The organism is Achromobacter sp. GQ309, from assembly GCF_059759315.1.
Window position 1 is genome coordinate 538814 of record NZ_JCAXDP010000004.1, and the last position, 14209, is coordinate 553022.

A 14209-nucleotide genomic window follows, 5' to 3' on the forward strand; every position below is an offset into this window, starting at 1 on the left:
CTGTTTTGCCAACAATTGGCAATCCACAATTTGGCACGCGCATGGCGCAAAACATACTGGTATTGCATGGCCCGAACCTGAACCTGCTTGGCACCCGGGAACCTCATATCTACGGCAGTCTTACTCTGGCCCAGATCAATGAGCGTCTCGAGCTGCTTGCGGGCGAATTGGGCGCCACGCTGACTGTGTGGCAAAGCAATCACGAAGGTGCGCTGGTTGACCGCATTCAGGCGGCACGGCAGGACGGCACGGACTTCATCATCATCAACGCAGCGGCATACACGCACACCAGTGTCGCGATTCGCGACGCGCTGGCCGGGGTCGCGATCCCATTTATTGAAGTACATTTGTCCAATCTGTATAAGCGAGAGCCGTTCAGGCATCACTCTTATCTGTCCGACTTGGCGCAGGGCCTGATCAGCGGCCTGGGCGCGGACGGCTACGAGGCCGCGCTGCGTTACGCAGTGCGGCACTGATCTCGCATCAAATCAACGCTTTTACATCTTATACGGCGCGAACCCCGACGCTGGGACGACGCCGACACTATCTCGGGAAGCAGCTTCTATGGATCTTCGAAAACTCAAAACCCTGATCGACCTGGTGGCTGAATCGGGCATCGCCGAGCTGGAAATCACCGAAGGCGAAGGCAAGGTCAGAATCGTCAAGTTCTCGCAGACGCTGCAGCCGGTGGCCTACCACCAGCCCGAAGCCGGCGTGCCCGCCGCGCCCGTCGCCGCCGCCGCCGCGCCCGCCGCTGCGCCGGCCGCGCCCGCTGCCCCGGTCATTCAAGGCCACGTCGTGAAGGCCCCGATGGTCGGCACGTTCTACCGTTCGCCGAACCCGGGCGCCGCCCCGTTCATCGACGTGGGCGCCACCGTCAAGGAAGGCGATCCGCTGTGCATCATTGAAGCCATGAAGCTGCTCAATGAAATCGAAGCCGACAAGGCCGGCGTCATCAAAGAAATCCTGGTCGAAAACGGTGAGCCCGTCGAGTACGGTCAACCCCTGTTCGTCATTGGCTGATAGCTGAACATGTTCGAAAAAATCCTGATCGCCAATCGGGGCGAAATCGCCCTGCGCATTCAGCGCGCCTGCCGCGAGCTGGGCATCAAGACCGTCGTCGTGCACTCCGAGGCCGACCGCGAAGCCAAGTACGTGCGCCTTGCCGATGAATCCGTGTGCATCGGGCCCGCGCCGTCGCGTGAAAGCTACCTGAACATGCCGGCCATCATCTCGGCCGCCGAAGTCACGGATTCCGAGGCAATCCACCCGGGTTACGGGTTCTTGTCCGAAAATGCCGACTTCGCCGATCGCGTCGAGAAGAGCGGTTTCGTGTTCATCGGCCCCCGCCCGGACACGATCCGCCTGATGGGCGACAAGGTCAGCGCCAAGCGCGCCATGATCGAAGCCGGCGTGCCGGTGGTGCCGGGCTCGGAAGGCGCGTTGCCCGACGATCCGCAGGAAATCCTGCGCACGGCGCGCGAAGTCGGCTATCCGGTCATCATCAAGGCAGCAGGCGGCGGCGGTGGCCGCGGCATGCGCGTGGTGTACACCGAGGCCGCGCTGCTCAATGCCGTCACGATGACGCGTTCCGAAGCAGGCGCCGCGTTCAACAACCCGGAAGTCTATATGGAGAAGTTCCTCGAGAACCCGCGCCATATCGAAATCCAGGTGCTGGCCGACGGCGGCCGCAACGCGGTCTGGCTGGGCGAGCGCGACTGCTCCATGCAGCGCCGCCACCAGAAGGTCATCGAGGAAGCGCCGGCGCCCGGCATCGCCCGCCGCCTGATCGAGCGCATTGGCGACCGCTGTGCCGACGCCTGCCGCAAGATGGGCTATCGCGGCGCCGGCACGTTCGAGTTCCTGTACGAAAACGGCGAGTTCTATTTCATCGAAATGAACACCCGCATCCAGGTCGAACACCCGGTCACCGAGCTGATCACCGGCGTCGATCTGGTGCAGCAGCAGATCCTGATCGCCGCCGGCGAGAAGTTCACGCTGCGTCAGCGTGACATCACGTTCAGCGGCCATGCGATCGAATGCCGCATCAACGCCGAAGATCCGTTCCGTTTCGTGCCCAGCCCGGGCCGTATCACGAACTGGCATACGCCTGGCGGTCCTGGCGTGCGTATCGACTCGCACGCGTTCAATGGCTACTTCGTGCCGCCCAACTACGATTCGATGATCGCCAAGGTCATCACGTACGGCGACACGCGTGACCAGGCGCTGGCGCGCATGCGCATCGCGCTGTCGGAAATGGTGGTGGAAGGCATTTCCACCAACATCCCGCTGCACCGCGAAATGCTGCAGGACGCCCGCTTCATCGAAGGCGGCACCAGCATCCACTATCTGGAACACAAGTTGGCGCAGCGTCCCTGACCGACTCTGGGGCCTCACGGCCCCTTTTGCGTTTTACCTTGTTGATGTTTTAAGGTTGATCGGGCCGCGGCGGATGCCGCGGCCCGTTGACCAGATGGAAGAGAAAAATCATGCGTGAACTCGTGCTCCATTGCTCGGAGACGCAGGCCGAAGCCCTGTCGGACGCCTTGCTCGAAGCCGGCGTGCTGTCGGTCTCCGTCGAAGACGCCGACTTCGGCACCGAAGTCGAACGGCCGTTGTTCGGCGAGCCGGGCACCGAGCCCGACGTCCAGGCATGGGACCGCAATCTCGTCGTCGCCTTGCTGCCCGACGGCGCCGATCCCGCGCAGATCATGGAAGAAGCCGCCCAAACCGGGGAGCTCGATGCCTCGGTGTTCGACGGCTGGAGCCTGCGCGACGTGCCGGACGCCGACTGGGTGCGCCTGACGCAATCGCAGTTCGGCCCGATCCACATCGCCGAACGTCTCTGGATCGTGCCCAGCTGGCACCGCGACAATCCCGATGTGCCCGGCCTGGACACGGCCTTGCCCGACCAGGACGGCGCCATTCATATCGAACTGGACCCGGGCCTGGCGTTCGGCACCGGCAGCCACCCGACGACACACCTGTGCCTGGCGTGGCTCGAAGCCGAGCTTCCCGCCGGCGCGACCCTGCTGGACTACGGCTGCGGATCCGGCATCCTGGCCATCGCGGCGCGCAAGCTGGGCGCCGGCCCCACGCAGGCGGTCGATATCGACGCGCAGGCGGTGCAGAGCACGGTGTTCAACGCCGAGGTCAACAAGGTCGAGCTGCAGGCCATGCTGCCCGACGGACTGGCGGACGGCACGTTCGAAGTCGTGGTCGCCAACATTCTGTCCAACCCCTTGAAGGTGCTGGCCCCCATGCTGGCCGGACGCGTTGCCGCGGGTGGCCACCTGGTGTTGTCGGGCGTGCTGGAACGGCAGGCCGAGGAGGTCGCGGCCGTCTATGCGCCCTGGCTGGCCATGTCGGTCTGGCGTGCGCGCGACGGCTGGGTCTGCCTGCACGGCAAGAAGTCCTGAGTCCCGGCAGCAGGAGCACGCCTCATGGCTCTGACCACCCGCTGCCCGCAGTGCGGCACCTCGTTCAAGGTGGTGCCTGATCAGCTTCGGGTCCGCAATGGCCTGGTGCGTTGCGGCGCCTGCTCGACCGTTTTCGATGGCCGTGCGTGCCTGGTGTCCGCGCCGGGTGCGCCTGTCGCGATTACCCCGCCGGCCGCGGCGCCGCTGCCATCGTCCGCCGCCGCCGTGGCCGCGCCCGTGCTGGCCGCGCCCGAGCCGCATCCGCCCGCCGCACCGTTTCCGGAACCGGCCTTTACGCCGGTATCGACACCGGCCCCGGCGCCTGCACCGGCCTTCACCCCGGCGCCTGCACCCGCCTTCACCCCGGTGCGTCCGGCGGCGGTTCCGCCCCATGTGCCGCCGCATGTGCCGCCGCCCGCCATCGTGCCGCCCCGCGCAACGCCCGCCGTGCCGGCTGAGCCGCGTGTGATTCTGCCCTGGGAAGACGAGCCCGAGGCGCCGCCCGCGCCTTCGATTCCGCCCGCCGTGCTGCGCGGCCGCGACGACATCCGCAAGCGCGCCGAGCCGGAAGCGGCCATGCCGGATGACCACGCCGACGACGAGTATCTCGACGATGACGGCGAACCATTCCTGCGCGAGCCGGAGCCGCCCCGCACCGCGCCCGCGCCGCGGCCCCCCGTGTTTCGCAACGAACCCATCGTCGCCAGCCGGTCCGGCGAGCCAACGCTGGACTGGCGCGCCGGGCAGCCGCGCAGCGACGTGCGCAGTGATCCGCGCCATGATGTTCGCCACGACCCGCGCCAAGGCCCCCGCCAAGATCCTCGCCACGACATCGCCGACGACTTTCGCGACCAGCATCGCGACGATGTCCGCGACATCGAGCGCGACGACGAATACGAGGACGAAGACGACCTCGATCACGCCGCCCACGAACCGGTGCTGGGCGACACGCGCACGCGTTATTCCAGCGCCACCGACGTGGGCCGTGCGCCGCCCGAGTTCCTGGACCAGGACCGTATCGAGCGCAGCGGCCTGGTGCGCAAGCTGTGGGCCTACGCGTGCCTCATCGGCCTGATCGTGCTTGCCCTGCAACTGCTCTACGCATACCGCACCGATATCGCCAATTCCGTGCCGGCGCTGCGACCGGTCCTGGAGGCCGCCTGCAAGCCGCTGGACTGCACGGTCGGCTACGCGCGCCGCCGCGATCTCATCAGCATTTCATCGTCGTCGTTGCAGCCGCCCAAGGGCGCTGCCGCCATCGATGACGGGCGCACCCGCCTGGTGCTGACCGTGATGCTGCACAACCGCTACGACAAGCCGCAGCATTGGCCGGCGCTGGTGCTTGAACTGAACGACCTGTCGGATACGGTGGTCGTGCGCAAGGTGCTGATGCCCGAGAATTACCTCACGCCCGAGCAGTTGAAGGGACCGTTCGGTCCCCAGGGTGCATTGAAGATTTCAGTCCCCATTGAAGTGACCGGCGTTCAGGTCAATGGCTACCAACTCGACAAGTTTTTCCCGTAAAGGATGACAAGCATGGCAACCCCTGTTCTGGTCTGCGGTTCGATGGCGTTCGACACCATTGCGGTGTTTGAAGGCCGCTTCAAGGAACACATTCTTGCCGACCGCATCCAGTCGCTGAGCGTGTCGTTCCTGGTGCCCAGCATGCGCAAGGAATTTGGCGGCTGCTCGGGCAACATCGCCTACAACATGAACCTGCTGGGCGGCGCGCCGGTGCCGGTGGCCACCATCGGTGAAGACGCCGGCGAATATATGCAGCGGCTGTCGGGCCTGGGCATCGACGTCAGCCGCGTCAAGGTCATTCCCGACACGTTCACCGCACAGTGCTTCATCACGACCGACCTGGACGACAACCAGATCACTGCCTTCCACCCGGGCGCCATGTCGTTTGCCGCGCAAAACGACCTGAGCGACGCCGACGCCGCCTGGGCGATCGTTGCGCCGGACGCGAAGGAAGGCATGTTTGCCCACGCCGAGCGCCTGCACAAGCGCGGCATCCCCTTCATCTTCGACCTGGGCCAGGCCATGCCGCTGTTTGACGGCGCCGACCTCGAGCGCATGCTCAAGCTGGCGCAGGCCCTCACGGTCAACGACTACGAAGCCGGCGTGGTCGAGCAGCGTACCGGCCGCAGCGTCGCGGACATTGCGCGCACGCTGCAGGCGGTGGTCGTGACGCGTGGCGCCGAAGGCGCCACCCTGCACACCGAAGGCAAGACCATCCAGATCGAACCCGTGCGCGCCTCGCAGGTGGTGGATCCCACCGGCTGCGGCGACGCGCAGCGCGGTGGTCTGCTGTACGGCCTGACCAGCGGCTGGAGCTGGGAAGACAGCTGCCGCCTGGGCAATGTCATGGGCGCCCTCAAGATCGCTTCGCGCGGCCCGCAGAACCATGTGCCGACGCGTGCCGAGATCGACGCCGTGCTGCACGCCACCTACGGCATCCATCTGCCTGCCTGATCGGCCAGGACTCCCCGGGAACCGACACCTCGCACACAGGTCGAACGTCAGCGCATATTCAATGGCAACGGGCTGTAGCCCGTTGTTTCGCGCCTGAGTTTGCAGCTTCTGGCGGAGCGTTTCAGTCTGTTGCGGGTGCGCTTGCCGGGCGTTGCGGGCGGAGTATCATCAGTCACCGTCGGTCGTGCCCGAATGAGGAGTCCAAATGAATCATATAAAGTCTTTTTCCCTGGTGACGCCGCGTACCGGCCGTTGGCTGGCTGTCGCGGCTGTGGTGACGTCGATGGCAGTGCTTGGCGGTTGCGCAAACCCCAGCGCCTCCAGCGGCGTGTACAGCTACGATCAAGCGCAGCGCGAACAGATCGTCCGTAACGGAACGGTCACCGGCGTGCGTCCGATCGTCATCCAGAACGACAAGTCCAGCGGCGTCGGCATGGTGGCCGGCGGTGCATTGGGTGGCGTGGCCGGCAACGCGATCGGTGGCGGCACGGGCCGCACTATCGCCACGGTCGGCGGCGTCATCCTTGGCGCGCTGGCGGGCAACGCCGTCGAAAACCGCGCACAGAAGAACTCCGGCCTGGAGATCACGGTGCGCCTGGATAACGGCGAGACCCGCGTGGTCGCCCAGGAAGCCGACGTGCCCATCAGCGTGGGCCAGCGCGTCCAGGTGATCAGCGGCGCCGGTCCGACCCGCGTCACGCCGATGTAATCGGCCCAGCCCGCAATCAAAAAGCCCGCGCAAGCGGGCTTTTTTGTCGCTCGCTCGCAACGCAGCCCCCCGGGATTTACCCGCGAACGTTACCTTTCCAAGCGTTTTCTCGCCATTTCCTCCATAAGTTTCATGGCGATTCGACGGCCGAAGTGCAATGATTGCGACGGCGCGGCAGTCCGGATTTAATGTAACCACGTGCTTCCGGAAGCCCCGCTTGCTGGCTGGAATTTTTCAGTTTGGTTTCAGCTGTTTTCTGTATCCTCGTCGCCTGAATCCCGGGGCGGGGGATGGTTTGCCGAACAGGCAACGTTACGCTGCAATACCTATGCATACCGAGCAAGAACTCCACACCAAGATCGGCGAGATCGTCGAGTCGATCGTCATGAAGAAAGTCACCCCCGACACGCAACTGATTGCCACCGGCCTGGTCGATTCGCTCGCCGCCGTGGACATCACGCTGGCGGTCGAGTCCGAGTACGGATGCAGTATCCCGGCTCCCGAAATTGCAGAGCACCTTCAGTCGGTCCGCGTGCTTGCCGGCTATGTCGCTGCCCATACTTCGTAATACCCGGTTCCTGTCGCACGTCGCGGCGGCAGCGACGGCGGTGGCGTTGGCGGTAGGGGCGTATTGCGGGGCGGACGATCTGCTCAGCCGCGTCGTCAATCCGTCGTCATCGCCTTCGGCCATCGCAGCCGACAAGAGCAACTACCTGCCCAACCTCGGGCCGGACTGGGGCACCCAGCACGTCAACCTGAACCGTCTGGGCAACGCGCTCAGCGACGGCACGCTGGTGGTGCTGGGCTCTTCCGAGCTGTCCAGCCACGACCTGCGCTTCGTTCCCTACCGCTTCTTTCCCGAAGAGCTGAAGGTGCCGACGCTCGCGTACGGCCACGCGATGTTCCAGTCGTATGGCATCGTCAGCGTGCTGGAATCGGTATCTGACTCGCTCACGCCCAACACGCGCCTGGTCATCATGCTGTCGCCGGCCTGGTTCGCGTCGGGCGGGCAGCTGCCGCGCAGCGCGTTTGCCGAGCACGTCACGGGACCGGTCTGGGACCGGTTGTGGGACCAGCCCAGTACGCGCGAGCAGATGCAGAACTGGATCAGCGACAACGCGAACTGGGGGTTGCTGTGGCTCATCGCCAATGGTCAGGTGTCCGAGCTGAAAGACAAGCTGGCGCTGTGGTGGCATGCCCGCCAGGAGCCGGCCCCTGACAAGCCGCGCACCAAGTTGTCCGTGCCCGCGCACCGCTACGTGTCCTGGCCGATGTCCGCCCGCCTGAATGCCGGGCAGTGGTCGCGGATCACGCACGAAGCGCGCGTCGTCGAACACAACCTGGGCGGCAACAACCCCTACGATGTGCGCGACGACTACTACCAGCAGTACCTCGCGCCGCTGTACTCGCCCGCGCGCAATGAATTCGCGGACGTCGATCCCATCACCCGTACCGAGCTGGGCGACCTCTCACGTGTGATGGCGCTGCTGCAAAAGCGCAAGGTCAAGGCGTACTTCGTCATCCAGCCGTTCAACCCCAAGCTCATCCTGGACGTCGAACGGTTCGACCCCGTGGTGGCCGCCATCACCGGCATGTGCACGCGGTACCAAATGGGGTGCCTGGATCTTTACAGCATTCCTTTCGAGCCGGGCATGCTGCGCGATGACATGCACCTGGCCGAACTTGGCTGGGCCATGGCCGATCAAGGCATTGCGGAGTATTTTTCCCGATGAAACTCTTTCGTAAAGACGAAGCCCGTAATGCGGGCGTGGCCTGGGCGCGCCGCTTCTTCTGGCACCTGTGCCTGTACGTGGGCGTGATCCTCGTGTTCGTGCTGCAGGCGCAGCCCACGACGGGCAGCGGCGGACCGATCAAGGTCGAATTCCAATACCAGCAGTTCTGAGCGCACCATGGAACTCTTCGCAAGCTTGAGCTTCTTCGGCGGCGCCCTGTTCGGCGGCCTCGGCCTGGTCGCCTACCGATCGTCCGGCATGCCGCTGCGCATCGGCTATCGCCACATCATCGGCGTCATCTGCCTGGGCGTCTGGATGGCGGTGTTCTGGGCGCGGCCGTACCAGCCCATCGCGCTCTTCGCCATCTCCGGCGCCGCGCTGTGGGCCATGCGCCGCAACTACATCCCGACCTGGCTGGCGGTGATCATCACGATGACGCCGTTGCTGCTGGTCAAAACCGGCGTATCGCACCTGGGCGCCATGCTCGGGTTGTCCTTCGCCACCTTCCGAGCCATCGACGTGCTGCTGTTCGCGCCGCGCAACGAGCGCGTCTCGCCGCTGGATTACTTCATCTACCTGTTCTTCCCGCTGACGCTGCTGGCCGGTCCCATGTACCGCTGGCGCGCCTTCCAGGCCGATCTGAAGCGCGGCTACGAAGGCGTCAACCTGAACACCTGGCTGACCGGACTGGAACTCATCATGGTGGGCGTGATCCAGAAATTCGGCCTTGCCGAGCTCATCTGGCGTTACGGGCTGGCCACGCTGGACGCGCACGACTATTCGTTCACGGGTGTGGCGCTGAATGCCTCGCTCTACAGCGCCTACCTGTTCTTCGATTTTGCCGGCTACTCGACCATGGCGATCGGGATCGGCATGCTGTTCGGTTTCACGCTGCCGATCAACTTCCGCAATCCGCTGGCCACGTTGAACCCGCAGGATTTCTGGCGGCGCTGGCATATCAGCCTGTCCGAATGGCTGCGCGATGTCGTGTTCATGCCGATCTACAAGGCATTGAGCAAGACCAGCTTCTTCGGCCGCCACCGGCTTGCGGCGCAGAACATCGGCATCTTCGCGACGCTGCTGGCGATGGGCGTGTGGAACGGACTGTCGCTGCACTACATCGTCAGCGGCCTGATGTTTGGCGCGTATTCAGTGGGCCACAACCTGCTGATCAACGCCGCGCGCACGCGGCCCGGTCTGCAGGCGCTGCTGGCCAAGCCCGTCATGCGCTTTCTGGGGCGCGTGCTCACCCTGATTCTGGCCGCGCTGGCGCTGTACGTGTTCAGCGGCCGCAGTCCCATCTGACGCCCGGAGCTTCGGCATGCGTTTCGACTTGAAGTCCTTCCAGTTCGCCGACGACGGCCGCGCGCCCGACGCGCTGGCCGTCGCCGCCGCCGACCGCAGCCTGACCTGGGCGCAGTTGCGCACCGAGGCCGAGGCCTGGGCCGACGCCGCCCGCCAGCACGGCGTGGCGCCCGACGTGCCGGTGGCCATCTACGGTCACAAGGAAGCCGCGTTCTTCGTCGCGATGGTCGGTGCGCTGCTCATCGGCGCGCCGTTCGTTCCGGTGGACACCATCTACCCTGCTGAGCGTCTGCGCCGCATCGTCGAGATCGTGCGCGCCGCCGCCGTCTTCGATGCCGCAGCCGGCACCTTCACGGCGGGCGAGGGCGAAGTGCTGCAAGAGCGTGGTCTGGCCTACGTGATGTTCACGTCGGGCAGCACGGGCGATCCGAAGGGCGTGCAGATCGGCCGCGAAAGCGTCGGCCTGCTCGGCGACTGGATGCTCGGCAGCTTTGGCCTGGGCGAGGCGCCCGTCTTCATGAACCAGGCGCCGTTCAGTTTCGACCTGTCGATGTACGAGGTCTTCGCCACGCTGGCGTCCGGCGGCAGTTGCGTGCTCAACGCGCGCGAACAGATCGCCGCGCCCGGCCCGTGGATGGAACGGCTGGCCGGCCACGGCATCACGGTGTGGGTGTCCACGCCGTCGTTCGCCCACCAGCAATTAGCCAACCGCGACTTCTCGCCCGCCACGCTGCCGACGCTGCGCACGTTCCTCTTCTGCGGCGAGCCGCTGCCGGCGGCGCTGGCCAAGAAGCTGCGCCAGCGTTTTCCCGACGCATCCATCCTGAACACCTACGGCCCGACCGAAGCCACGGTCGCCACCACCTGGATCGAAGTTACCGATGCGGTGCTGGCGGCGCACGATCCGCTGCCGATCGGACACGCCAAGCCCGACAGCGTACTGCTCGTGGACGAGGGCGAGATCTGCATCGTGGGAGACCACGTCATGCGCGGCTACCTGAACCGCGCCGACCTGAACGCGGCCAAACTCTACACCTATGACGATGGGCGCCGCGCGTTCCGCACGGGCGACCTGGGTCTGATGGAAGAGGGCGGGCTGCTGTTTTGCCGCGGCCGGATGGACGATCAGATCAAGCTGAACGGCTACCGTATCGAGCTGGCCGAGATCGACGAGGCTTTGCACGGCCTGCCGGGGGTGGAAGGAAGCGCCTGCGCGGTGCTGCGCCGTCCCGACGGCACCGCGGTGCGGTTGATCGGCTTCGTGACTGGGCTGGACGGTGCGGGGCAGGAGGCGTCGCTGCTTGCGCCGGAGACCTTGTCCGGCTGGAAGGAGCGGCTGGCCGAGCGCCTGCCGCCGTACATGGTGCCGTCAGAGCTGGTTGCCTGCCCGGCGCTGCCCATGTCGAACAACCACAAGATCGATCGCAAGAAGCTGATCGAGATCTACAGCGCCATTCCGGTCTAGCGCAAGACGCCGCCGGCCGGATGGACCAGCGCCCCGCTGATGGGGGCGCTGTGCAAAGCAATGGTGCGGCGGGCGATTACACGCCCATCATGCCGTAGCTCAGGCGAGCCAGCACCATCAAGAGGATCTGCGCGGCCACCAGCAGGATCAGCGGCGAGAAGTCGATCGAGGTGCGCGGCAGGATGCGGCGGATGGGATCGAGCAACGGCGCGGTCAGCGACTGCAGCAGCGGCATCATGGGCGCCATCGGGTTGACCCACGACAGCACGGCCTGGATCAGCGTCAACCAGACCACCAGATTCAGCGCCCACTTCGCGGTCATGATGAGCGCCGAGCCCATGGCGGCGGGCAGCAGTGCGGCGGGAATCAGCGCGCCGATGGCCACCAGCCACAGCAGCACCAGATAGACAAGCGCCGACAGCCATGCGCACACGAGGCTGGTCCAGTCGATCTTGTTGCCGGCGGGAATGATCTTGCGCAGCGGCATCACGAGCCAGTTGGTGGCGCCGTAGATCGCGCGCGCCAGCGGGTTGAAGGGATGCAGCCGTATCGCGTGCATCCAGGCGCGTGCAATCAGTGCCGCGCCAAACAGCGTGAACACGATTTCGAGAAGGAAGCGGAAGATTTCACCGAGCATGGACGCGATCACCCCAAAAAAGAGGAGTCAATTGTCGCACGGCCAGACGTAAAAATTGCGTACGGTCCTAGTGCTTCAGGTCTAGTGCAAAGGGGCAGCCATTTGCATGGCATTGACGCGGGGACGACAAAAAAGCCGCCCGGTAAATACCAGGCGGCTCTGATGAAGCTAACGCTTCGGCGCGTCCGGATTAGGGACGGCCACCCGTCGGGAACGGCCACGACGCGGCGGGGTTCAGCGCGGTCTTCGCGCCCGGGGCAGCAGCCGTGGTGGGCGGCGTTGCGGGCTTCTTCGGAGCGGCTTTCTTCGCAGCGGGCTTCTTGGCGGCGGCGGGCTTCTTTGCGGCGACAGCCGGCTTGGAAGCGGGAGCCTTCTTGGCAGCGGGAGCCTTCTTGGCAGCCGGGGCCTTCTTGGCTACGGCCTTCTTGGCAACCGCTTTCTTGGCGGCCGGGGCCTTCTTGGCAGCAGCCTTCTTGGCTACGGCTTTCTTGGCGGCCGGGGCCTTCTTGGCGACAGCCTTCTTGGCAACCGCTTTCTTGGCGGCCGGGGCCTTCTTGGCTACAGCTTTCTTGGCAACCGCCTTCTTGGCGACAGCCTTCTTGGCTACGGCCTTCTTTGCGACGGCTTTCTTGGCAACTGCCTTCTTGGCAACGGCCTTCTTGGCGGCCGGAGCCTTCTTTGCTACGGCCTTCTTGGCGACTGCCTTCTTGGCAACGGCCTTCTTGGCGGCCGGCGCCTTCTTGGCGGCAACCTTCTTCACGGCCGGCTTCTTGGCGGCTGCGACTTTCTTCACTGCGACTTTCTTGACGGCAGCTTTCTTGGCCGGAGCGGCCTTCTTTGCTGCTGCCTTCTTGGCGGCGGGTTTTTTCACCGCTGCTTTCTTGACGGCTTTCTTGGCTGTTGCCATGGTCATGCTCCTTAGGTTCAGGGGTCCCAGAACTTAAACCCGTGCCCCGACCCGCCAATCGGCGGACCGTGCCCGGGCTATTCATCGGCGCATGCCGCTGTTCTGTGCGAGCAACAGCTACTACGGTTTGCGCTAATGAATTCGGCACAGCCATTTGATATGGCCCCCGCTCCTTTGGCGCGAGCCATTTCAAATGGCGCCGGCAGGCAGCCTGTCCACAGGCCGCCGACCGCTTGTTCTACGTGTTCGAAGACACCCTGACCAAGGAGATTGCCATCAAGCCTGTCGCGAACGCGACGCCCATCAACGAGAAGAGGGCGTGCCCGCGCCGGGCTCGATGGCGTACTGCGTTACTCCCAGCTCAGCGTGCCACCGGTTTGGTATTCGATCACGCGAGTTTCAAAAAAGTTGCGTTCCTTTTTAAGGTCGATCATTTCCGCCATCCACGGGAAGGGATTTTCTTCCTGGGGGTACAGAGGTTCGATACCGATCTGCTGGCAACGACGGTTGGCGATGAAGCGCAGGTAGGATTTGAACATGGGTGCGTTCAAGCCCAACACGCCGCGCGGCATCGTGTCTTCGGCGTAAGCGTATTCGAGTTCGACCGCTTTGCGGAAGAGTTCTCGAATTTCTTCGCGGAATTCCGGCGTCCAGAGATGCGGATTTTCCAGTTTGACGGTGTTGATCAGATCGATGCCGAAGTTGCAGTGCATGGATTCATCGCGAAGGATGTACATGTACTGCTCGGCAGCGCCGGTCATCTTGTTCTGGCGGCCAAGCGCCAGGATCTGCGTGAAGCCAACGTAGAAGAACAGGCCTTCCATGAGGCAAGCGAAAACGATCAGCGACTTCAGCAGCGTCTGGTCGGCTTCGGGCGTGCCCGTCTTGAAGTTGGGATCAGCGATCGCGTCGATGAACGGGATCAGGAACTCGTCTTTTGCCCGGATGGACGGCACTTCGTTATAAGCGTTGAAGATCTCGGCTTCGTCCAGATCCAGGCTTTCGACGATGTATTGATAGGCGTGCGTGTGGATGGCTTCTTCGAAGGCCTGGCGCAGCAGGAACTGGCGGCATTCGGGAGCCGTGATGTGGCGGTAGGTGCCCAGCACGATGTTGTTGGCGGCCAGCGAGTCGGCGGTCACGAAGAAGCCGAGGTTGCGCTTGACGATGCGGCGCTCGTCCTCGGTGAGCCCGTTCGGGTTCTTCCAGAGGGCGATGTCGCGCGACATGTTGATCTCTTGCGGCATCCAATGGTTGGCGCAAGTGGCCAGGTACTTTTCCCACGCCCACTTGTACTTGAAAGGCACAAGCTGGTTGACGTCGGTCTGGCCATTGATGATGCGCTTGTCGGCAACCTTCACGCGCTGCGAGGTGGCCGAGCCGCTGGCGGCCAGGCCGGCAGCGTGTTCAGGCGCGGCCGGCGTGGGCATGGCGGTGTCGCCGAAAACACCCGTCGCCGCCCGGACTTCCGGGGCAGCCTGACCGCCCGCCGCGGGCGCGGCAGGTTGTGCAGGTTGCGTGGCGGTGGTGTCGTCGTCCCAATTAATCATGATTCA

15 protein-coding genes are annotated in these 14209 nt (G+C 64.6%); 12 read left to right on the forward strand and 3 right to left on the reverse strand.

The genetic code is table 11. The features are described 5' to 3' along the window. The first annotated feature begins 41 nt into the window (after positions 1 to 41). The 12 genes from aroQ (at position 42) to AC6CIE_RS15725 (ending at position 11109) form a co-directional block, all read left to right on the forward strand. Positions 42 to 476: a type II 3-dehydroquinate dehydratase gene (gene aroQ / locus AC6CIE_RS15670; RefSeq protein WP_498092771.1), complete on the forward strand. Its 435-nt coding sequence runs from the start codon at positions 42 to 44 to the stop codon at positions 474 to 476. A gap of 88 nt (positions 477 to 564) precedes the next feature. After that, entirely contained in the window at positions 565 to 1023 is a 459-nt protein-coding gene (gene accB / locus AC6CIE_RS15675) for an acetyl-CoA carboxylase biotin carboxyl carrier protein (protein ID WP_175139133.1), read from the forward strand. A gap of 9 nt (positions 1024 to 1032) precedes the next feature. Further along, positions 1033 to 2379 carry an acetyl-CoA carboxylase biotin carboxylase subunit gene (gene accC / locus AC6CIE_RS15680; RefSeq protein ID WP_175139132.1) on the forward strand — a complete coding sequence of 449 codons (1347 nt, stop codon included), beginning with the start codon at positions 1033 to 1035 and terminating at the stop codon, positions 2377 to 2379. Between the two features lie 110 nt (positions 2380 to 2489). Then, positions 2490 to 3419, forward strand: coding sequence for a 50S ribosomal protein L11 methyltransferase (gene prmA / locus AC6CIE_RS15685; RefSeq protein ID WP_498092774.1), 930 nt, complete (start codon positions 2490 to 2492; stop codon positions 3417 to 3419). 24 nt (positions 3420 to 3443) lie between these two features. Beyond that, positions 3444 to 4943 (forward strand): DUF3426 domain-containing protein, encoded by a 1500-nt coding sequence (locus AC6CIE_RS15690; protein ID WP_498092776.1) that lies wholly within the window; start codon positions 3444 to 3446, stop codon positions 4941 to 4943. A gap of 12 nt (positions 4944 to 4955) precedes the next feature. Continuing rightward, positions 4956 to 5897, forward strand: coding sequence for a carbohydrate kinase family protein (locus AC6CIE_RS15695; RefSeq protein ID WP_498092778.1), 942 nt, complete (start codon positions 4956 to 4958; stop codon positions 5895 to 5897). Between the two features lie 205 nt (positions 5898 to 6102). Next, on the forward strand, positions 6103 to 6606 hold the full coding sequence (locus tag AC6CIE_RS15700; RefSeq protein WP_175126237.1) for an outer membrane lipoprotein: 504 nt from the start codon (positions 6103 to 6105) through the stop codon (positions 6604 to 6606). A gap of 328 nt (positions 6607 to 6934) precedes the next feature. Next, a complete protein-coding gene (locus tag AC6CIE_RS15705) occupies positions 6935 to 7174 on the forward strand; it encodes an acyl carrier protein (protein WP_008159625.1) in 240 nt (79 codons plus the stop codon). Next, complete coding sequence (locus AC6CIE_RS15710; protein WP_175126236.1) at positions 7152 to 8339, forward strand: D-alanyl-lipoteichoic acid biosynthesis protein DltD; 1188 nt, start codon at positions 7152 to 7154, stop codon at positions 8337 to 8339. Before AC6CIE_RS15705 ends, AC6CIE_RS15710 begins: the two co-directional genes overlap by 23 nt. Further along, positions 8336 to 8509 (forward strand): hypothetical protein, encoded by a 174-nt coding sequence (locus AC6CIE_RS15715; protein ID WP_175126235.1) that lies wholly within the window; start codon positions 8336 to 8338, stop codon positions 8507 to 8509. Before AC6CIE_RS15710 ends, AC6CIE_RS15715 begins: the two co-directional genes overlap by 4 nt. Before the next feature lie 7 nt (positions 8510 to 8516). Then, the gene (locus AC6CIE_RS15720) at positions 8517 to 9644 is read left to right on the forward strand and encodes an MBOAT family O-acyltransferase (RefSeq protein WP_175126234.1); all 1128 of its coding nucleotides are present in this window, start codon (positions 8517 to 8519) and stop codon (positions 9642 to 9644) included. 16 nt (positions 9645 to 9660) lie between these two features. Continuing rightward, positions 9661 to 11109 (forward strand): D-alanine--poly(phosphoribitol) ligase, encoded by a 1449-nt coding sequence (locus tag AC6CIE_RS15725; protein ID WP_498092781.1) that lies wholly within the window; start codon positions 9661 to 9663, stop codon positions 11107 to 11109. 76 nt (positions 11110 to 11185) lie between these two features. On the opposite strand, the gene AC6CIE_RS15730 is transcribed toward AC6CIE_RS15725, so the two are convergent. From AC6CIE_RS15730 to AC6CIE_RS15740, 3 genes are all read right to left on the reverse strand, one after another. Continuing rightward, positions 11186 to 11746: a YggT family protein gene (locus tag AC6CIE_RS15730; RefSeq protein WP_056566878.1), complete on the reverse strand. Its 561-nt coding sequence runs from the start codon at positions 11744 to 11746 to the stop codon at positions 11186 to 11188. 190 nt (positions 11747 to 11936) lie between these two features. Next, a complete protein-coding gene (locus AC6CIE_RS15735; RefSeq protein ID WP_175139129.1) occupies positions 11937 to 12653 on the reverse strand; it encodes a histone H1-like DNA-binding protein in 717 nt (238 codons plus the stop codon). A gap of 350 nt (positions 12654 to 13003) precedes the next feature. Then, complete coding sequence (locus AC6CIE_RS15740; RefSeq protein WP_056564436.1) at positions 13004 to 14203, reverse strand: ribonucleotide-diphosphate reductase subunit beta; 1200 nt, start codon at positions 14201 to 14203, stop codon at positions 13004 to 13006. Positions 14204 to 14209: the final 6 nt, after the last annotated feature.

What these genes read in the sequence shown, in the direction of transcription:
- AC6CIE_RS15690 (WP_498092776.1), top strand. Translation starts at nt 3,444, where the DNA reads ATGGCTCTGACCACCCGCTGCCCGCAGTGCGGCACCTCGTTCAAGGTG.
- AC6CIE_RS15715 (WP_175126235.1), top strand. Translation starts at nt 8,336, where the DNA reads ATGAAACTCTTTCGTAAAGACGAAGCCCGTAATGCGGGCGTGGCCTGG.
- AC6CIE_RS15725 (WP_498092781.1), top strand. Translation starts at nt 9,661, where the DNA reads ATGCGTTTCGACTTGAAGTCCTTCCAGTTCGCCGACGACGGCCGCGCG.
- AC6CIE_RS15710 (WP_175126236.1), top strand. Translation starts at nt 7,152, where the DNA reads ATGTCGCTGCCCATACTTCGTAATACCCGGTTCCTGTCGCACGTCGCG.
- prmA (WP_498092774.1), top strand. Translation starts at nt 2,490, where the DNA reads ATGCGTGAACTCGTGCTCCATTGCTCGGAGACGCAGGCCGAAGCCCTG.
- AC6CIE_RS15700 (WP_175126237.1), top strand. Translation starts at nt 6,103, where the DNA reads ATGAATCATATAAAGTCTTTTTCCCTGGTGACGCCGCGTACCGGCCGT.
- aroQ (WP_498092771.1), top strand. Translation starts at nt 42, where the DNA reads ATGGCGCAAAACATACTGGTATTGCATGGCCCGAACCTGAACCTGCTT.
- AC6CIE_RS15740 (WP_056564436.1), bottom strand. Translation starts at nt 14,203, where the DNA reads ATGATTAATTGGGACGACGACACCACCGCCACGCAACCTGCACAACCT.
- AC6CIE_RS15735 (WP_175139129.1), bottom strand. Translation starts at nt 12,653, where the DNA reads ATGGCAACAGCCAAGAAAGCCGTCAAGAAAGCAGCGGTGAAAAAACCC.
- AC6CIE_RS15705 (WP_008159625.1), top strand. Translation starts at nt 6,935, where the DNA reads ATGCATACCGAGCAAGAACTCCACACCAAGATCGGCGAGATCGTCGAG.
- AC6CIE_RS15695 (WP_498092778.1), top strand. Translation starts at nt 4,956, where the DNA reads ATGGCAACCCCTGTTCTGGTCTGCGGTTCGATGGCGTTCGACACCATT.
- accB (WP_175139133.1), top strand. Translation starts at nt 565, where the DNA reads ATGGATCTTCGAAAACTCAAAACCCTGATCGACCTGGTGGCTGAATCG.
- accC (WP_175139132.1), top strand. Translation starts at nt 1,033, where the DNA reads ATGTTCGAAAAAATCCTGATCGCCAATCGGGGCGAAATCGCCCTGCGC.
- AC6CIE_RS15720 (WP_175126234.1), top strand. Translation starts at nt 8,517, where the DNA reads ATGGAACTCTTCGCAAGCTTGAGCTTCTTCGGCGGCGCCCTGTTCGGC.
- AC6CIE_RS15730 (WP_056566878.1), bottom strand. Translation starts at nt 11,746, where the DNA reads ATGCTCGGTGAAATCTTCCGCTTCCTTCTCGAAATCGTGTTCACGCTG.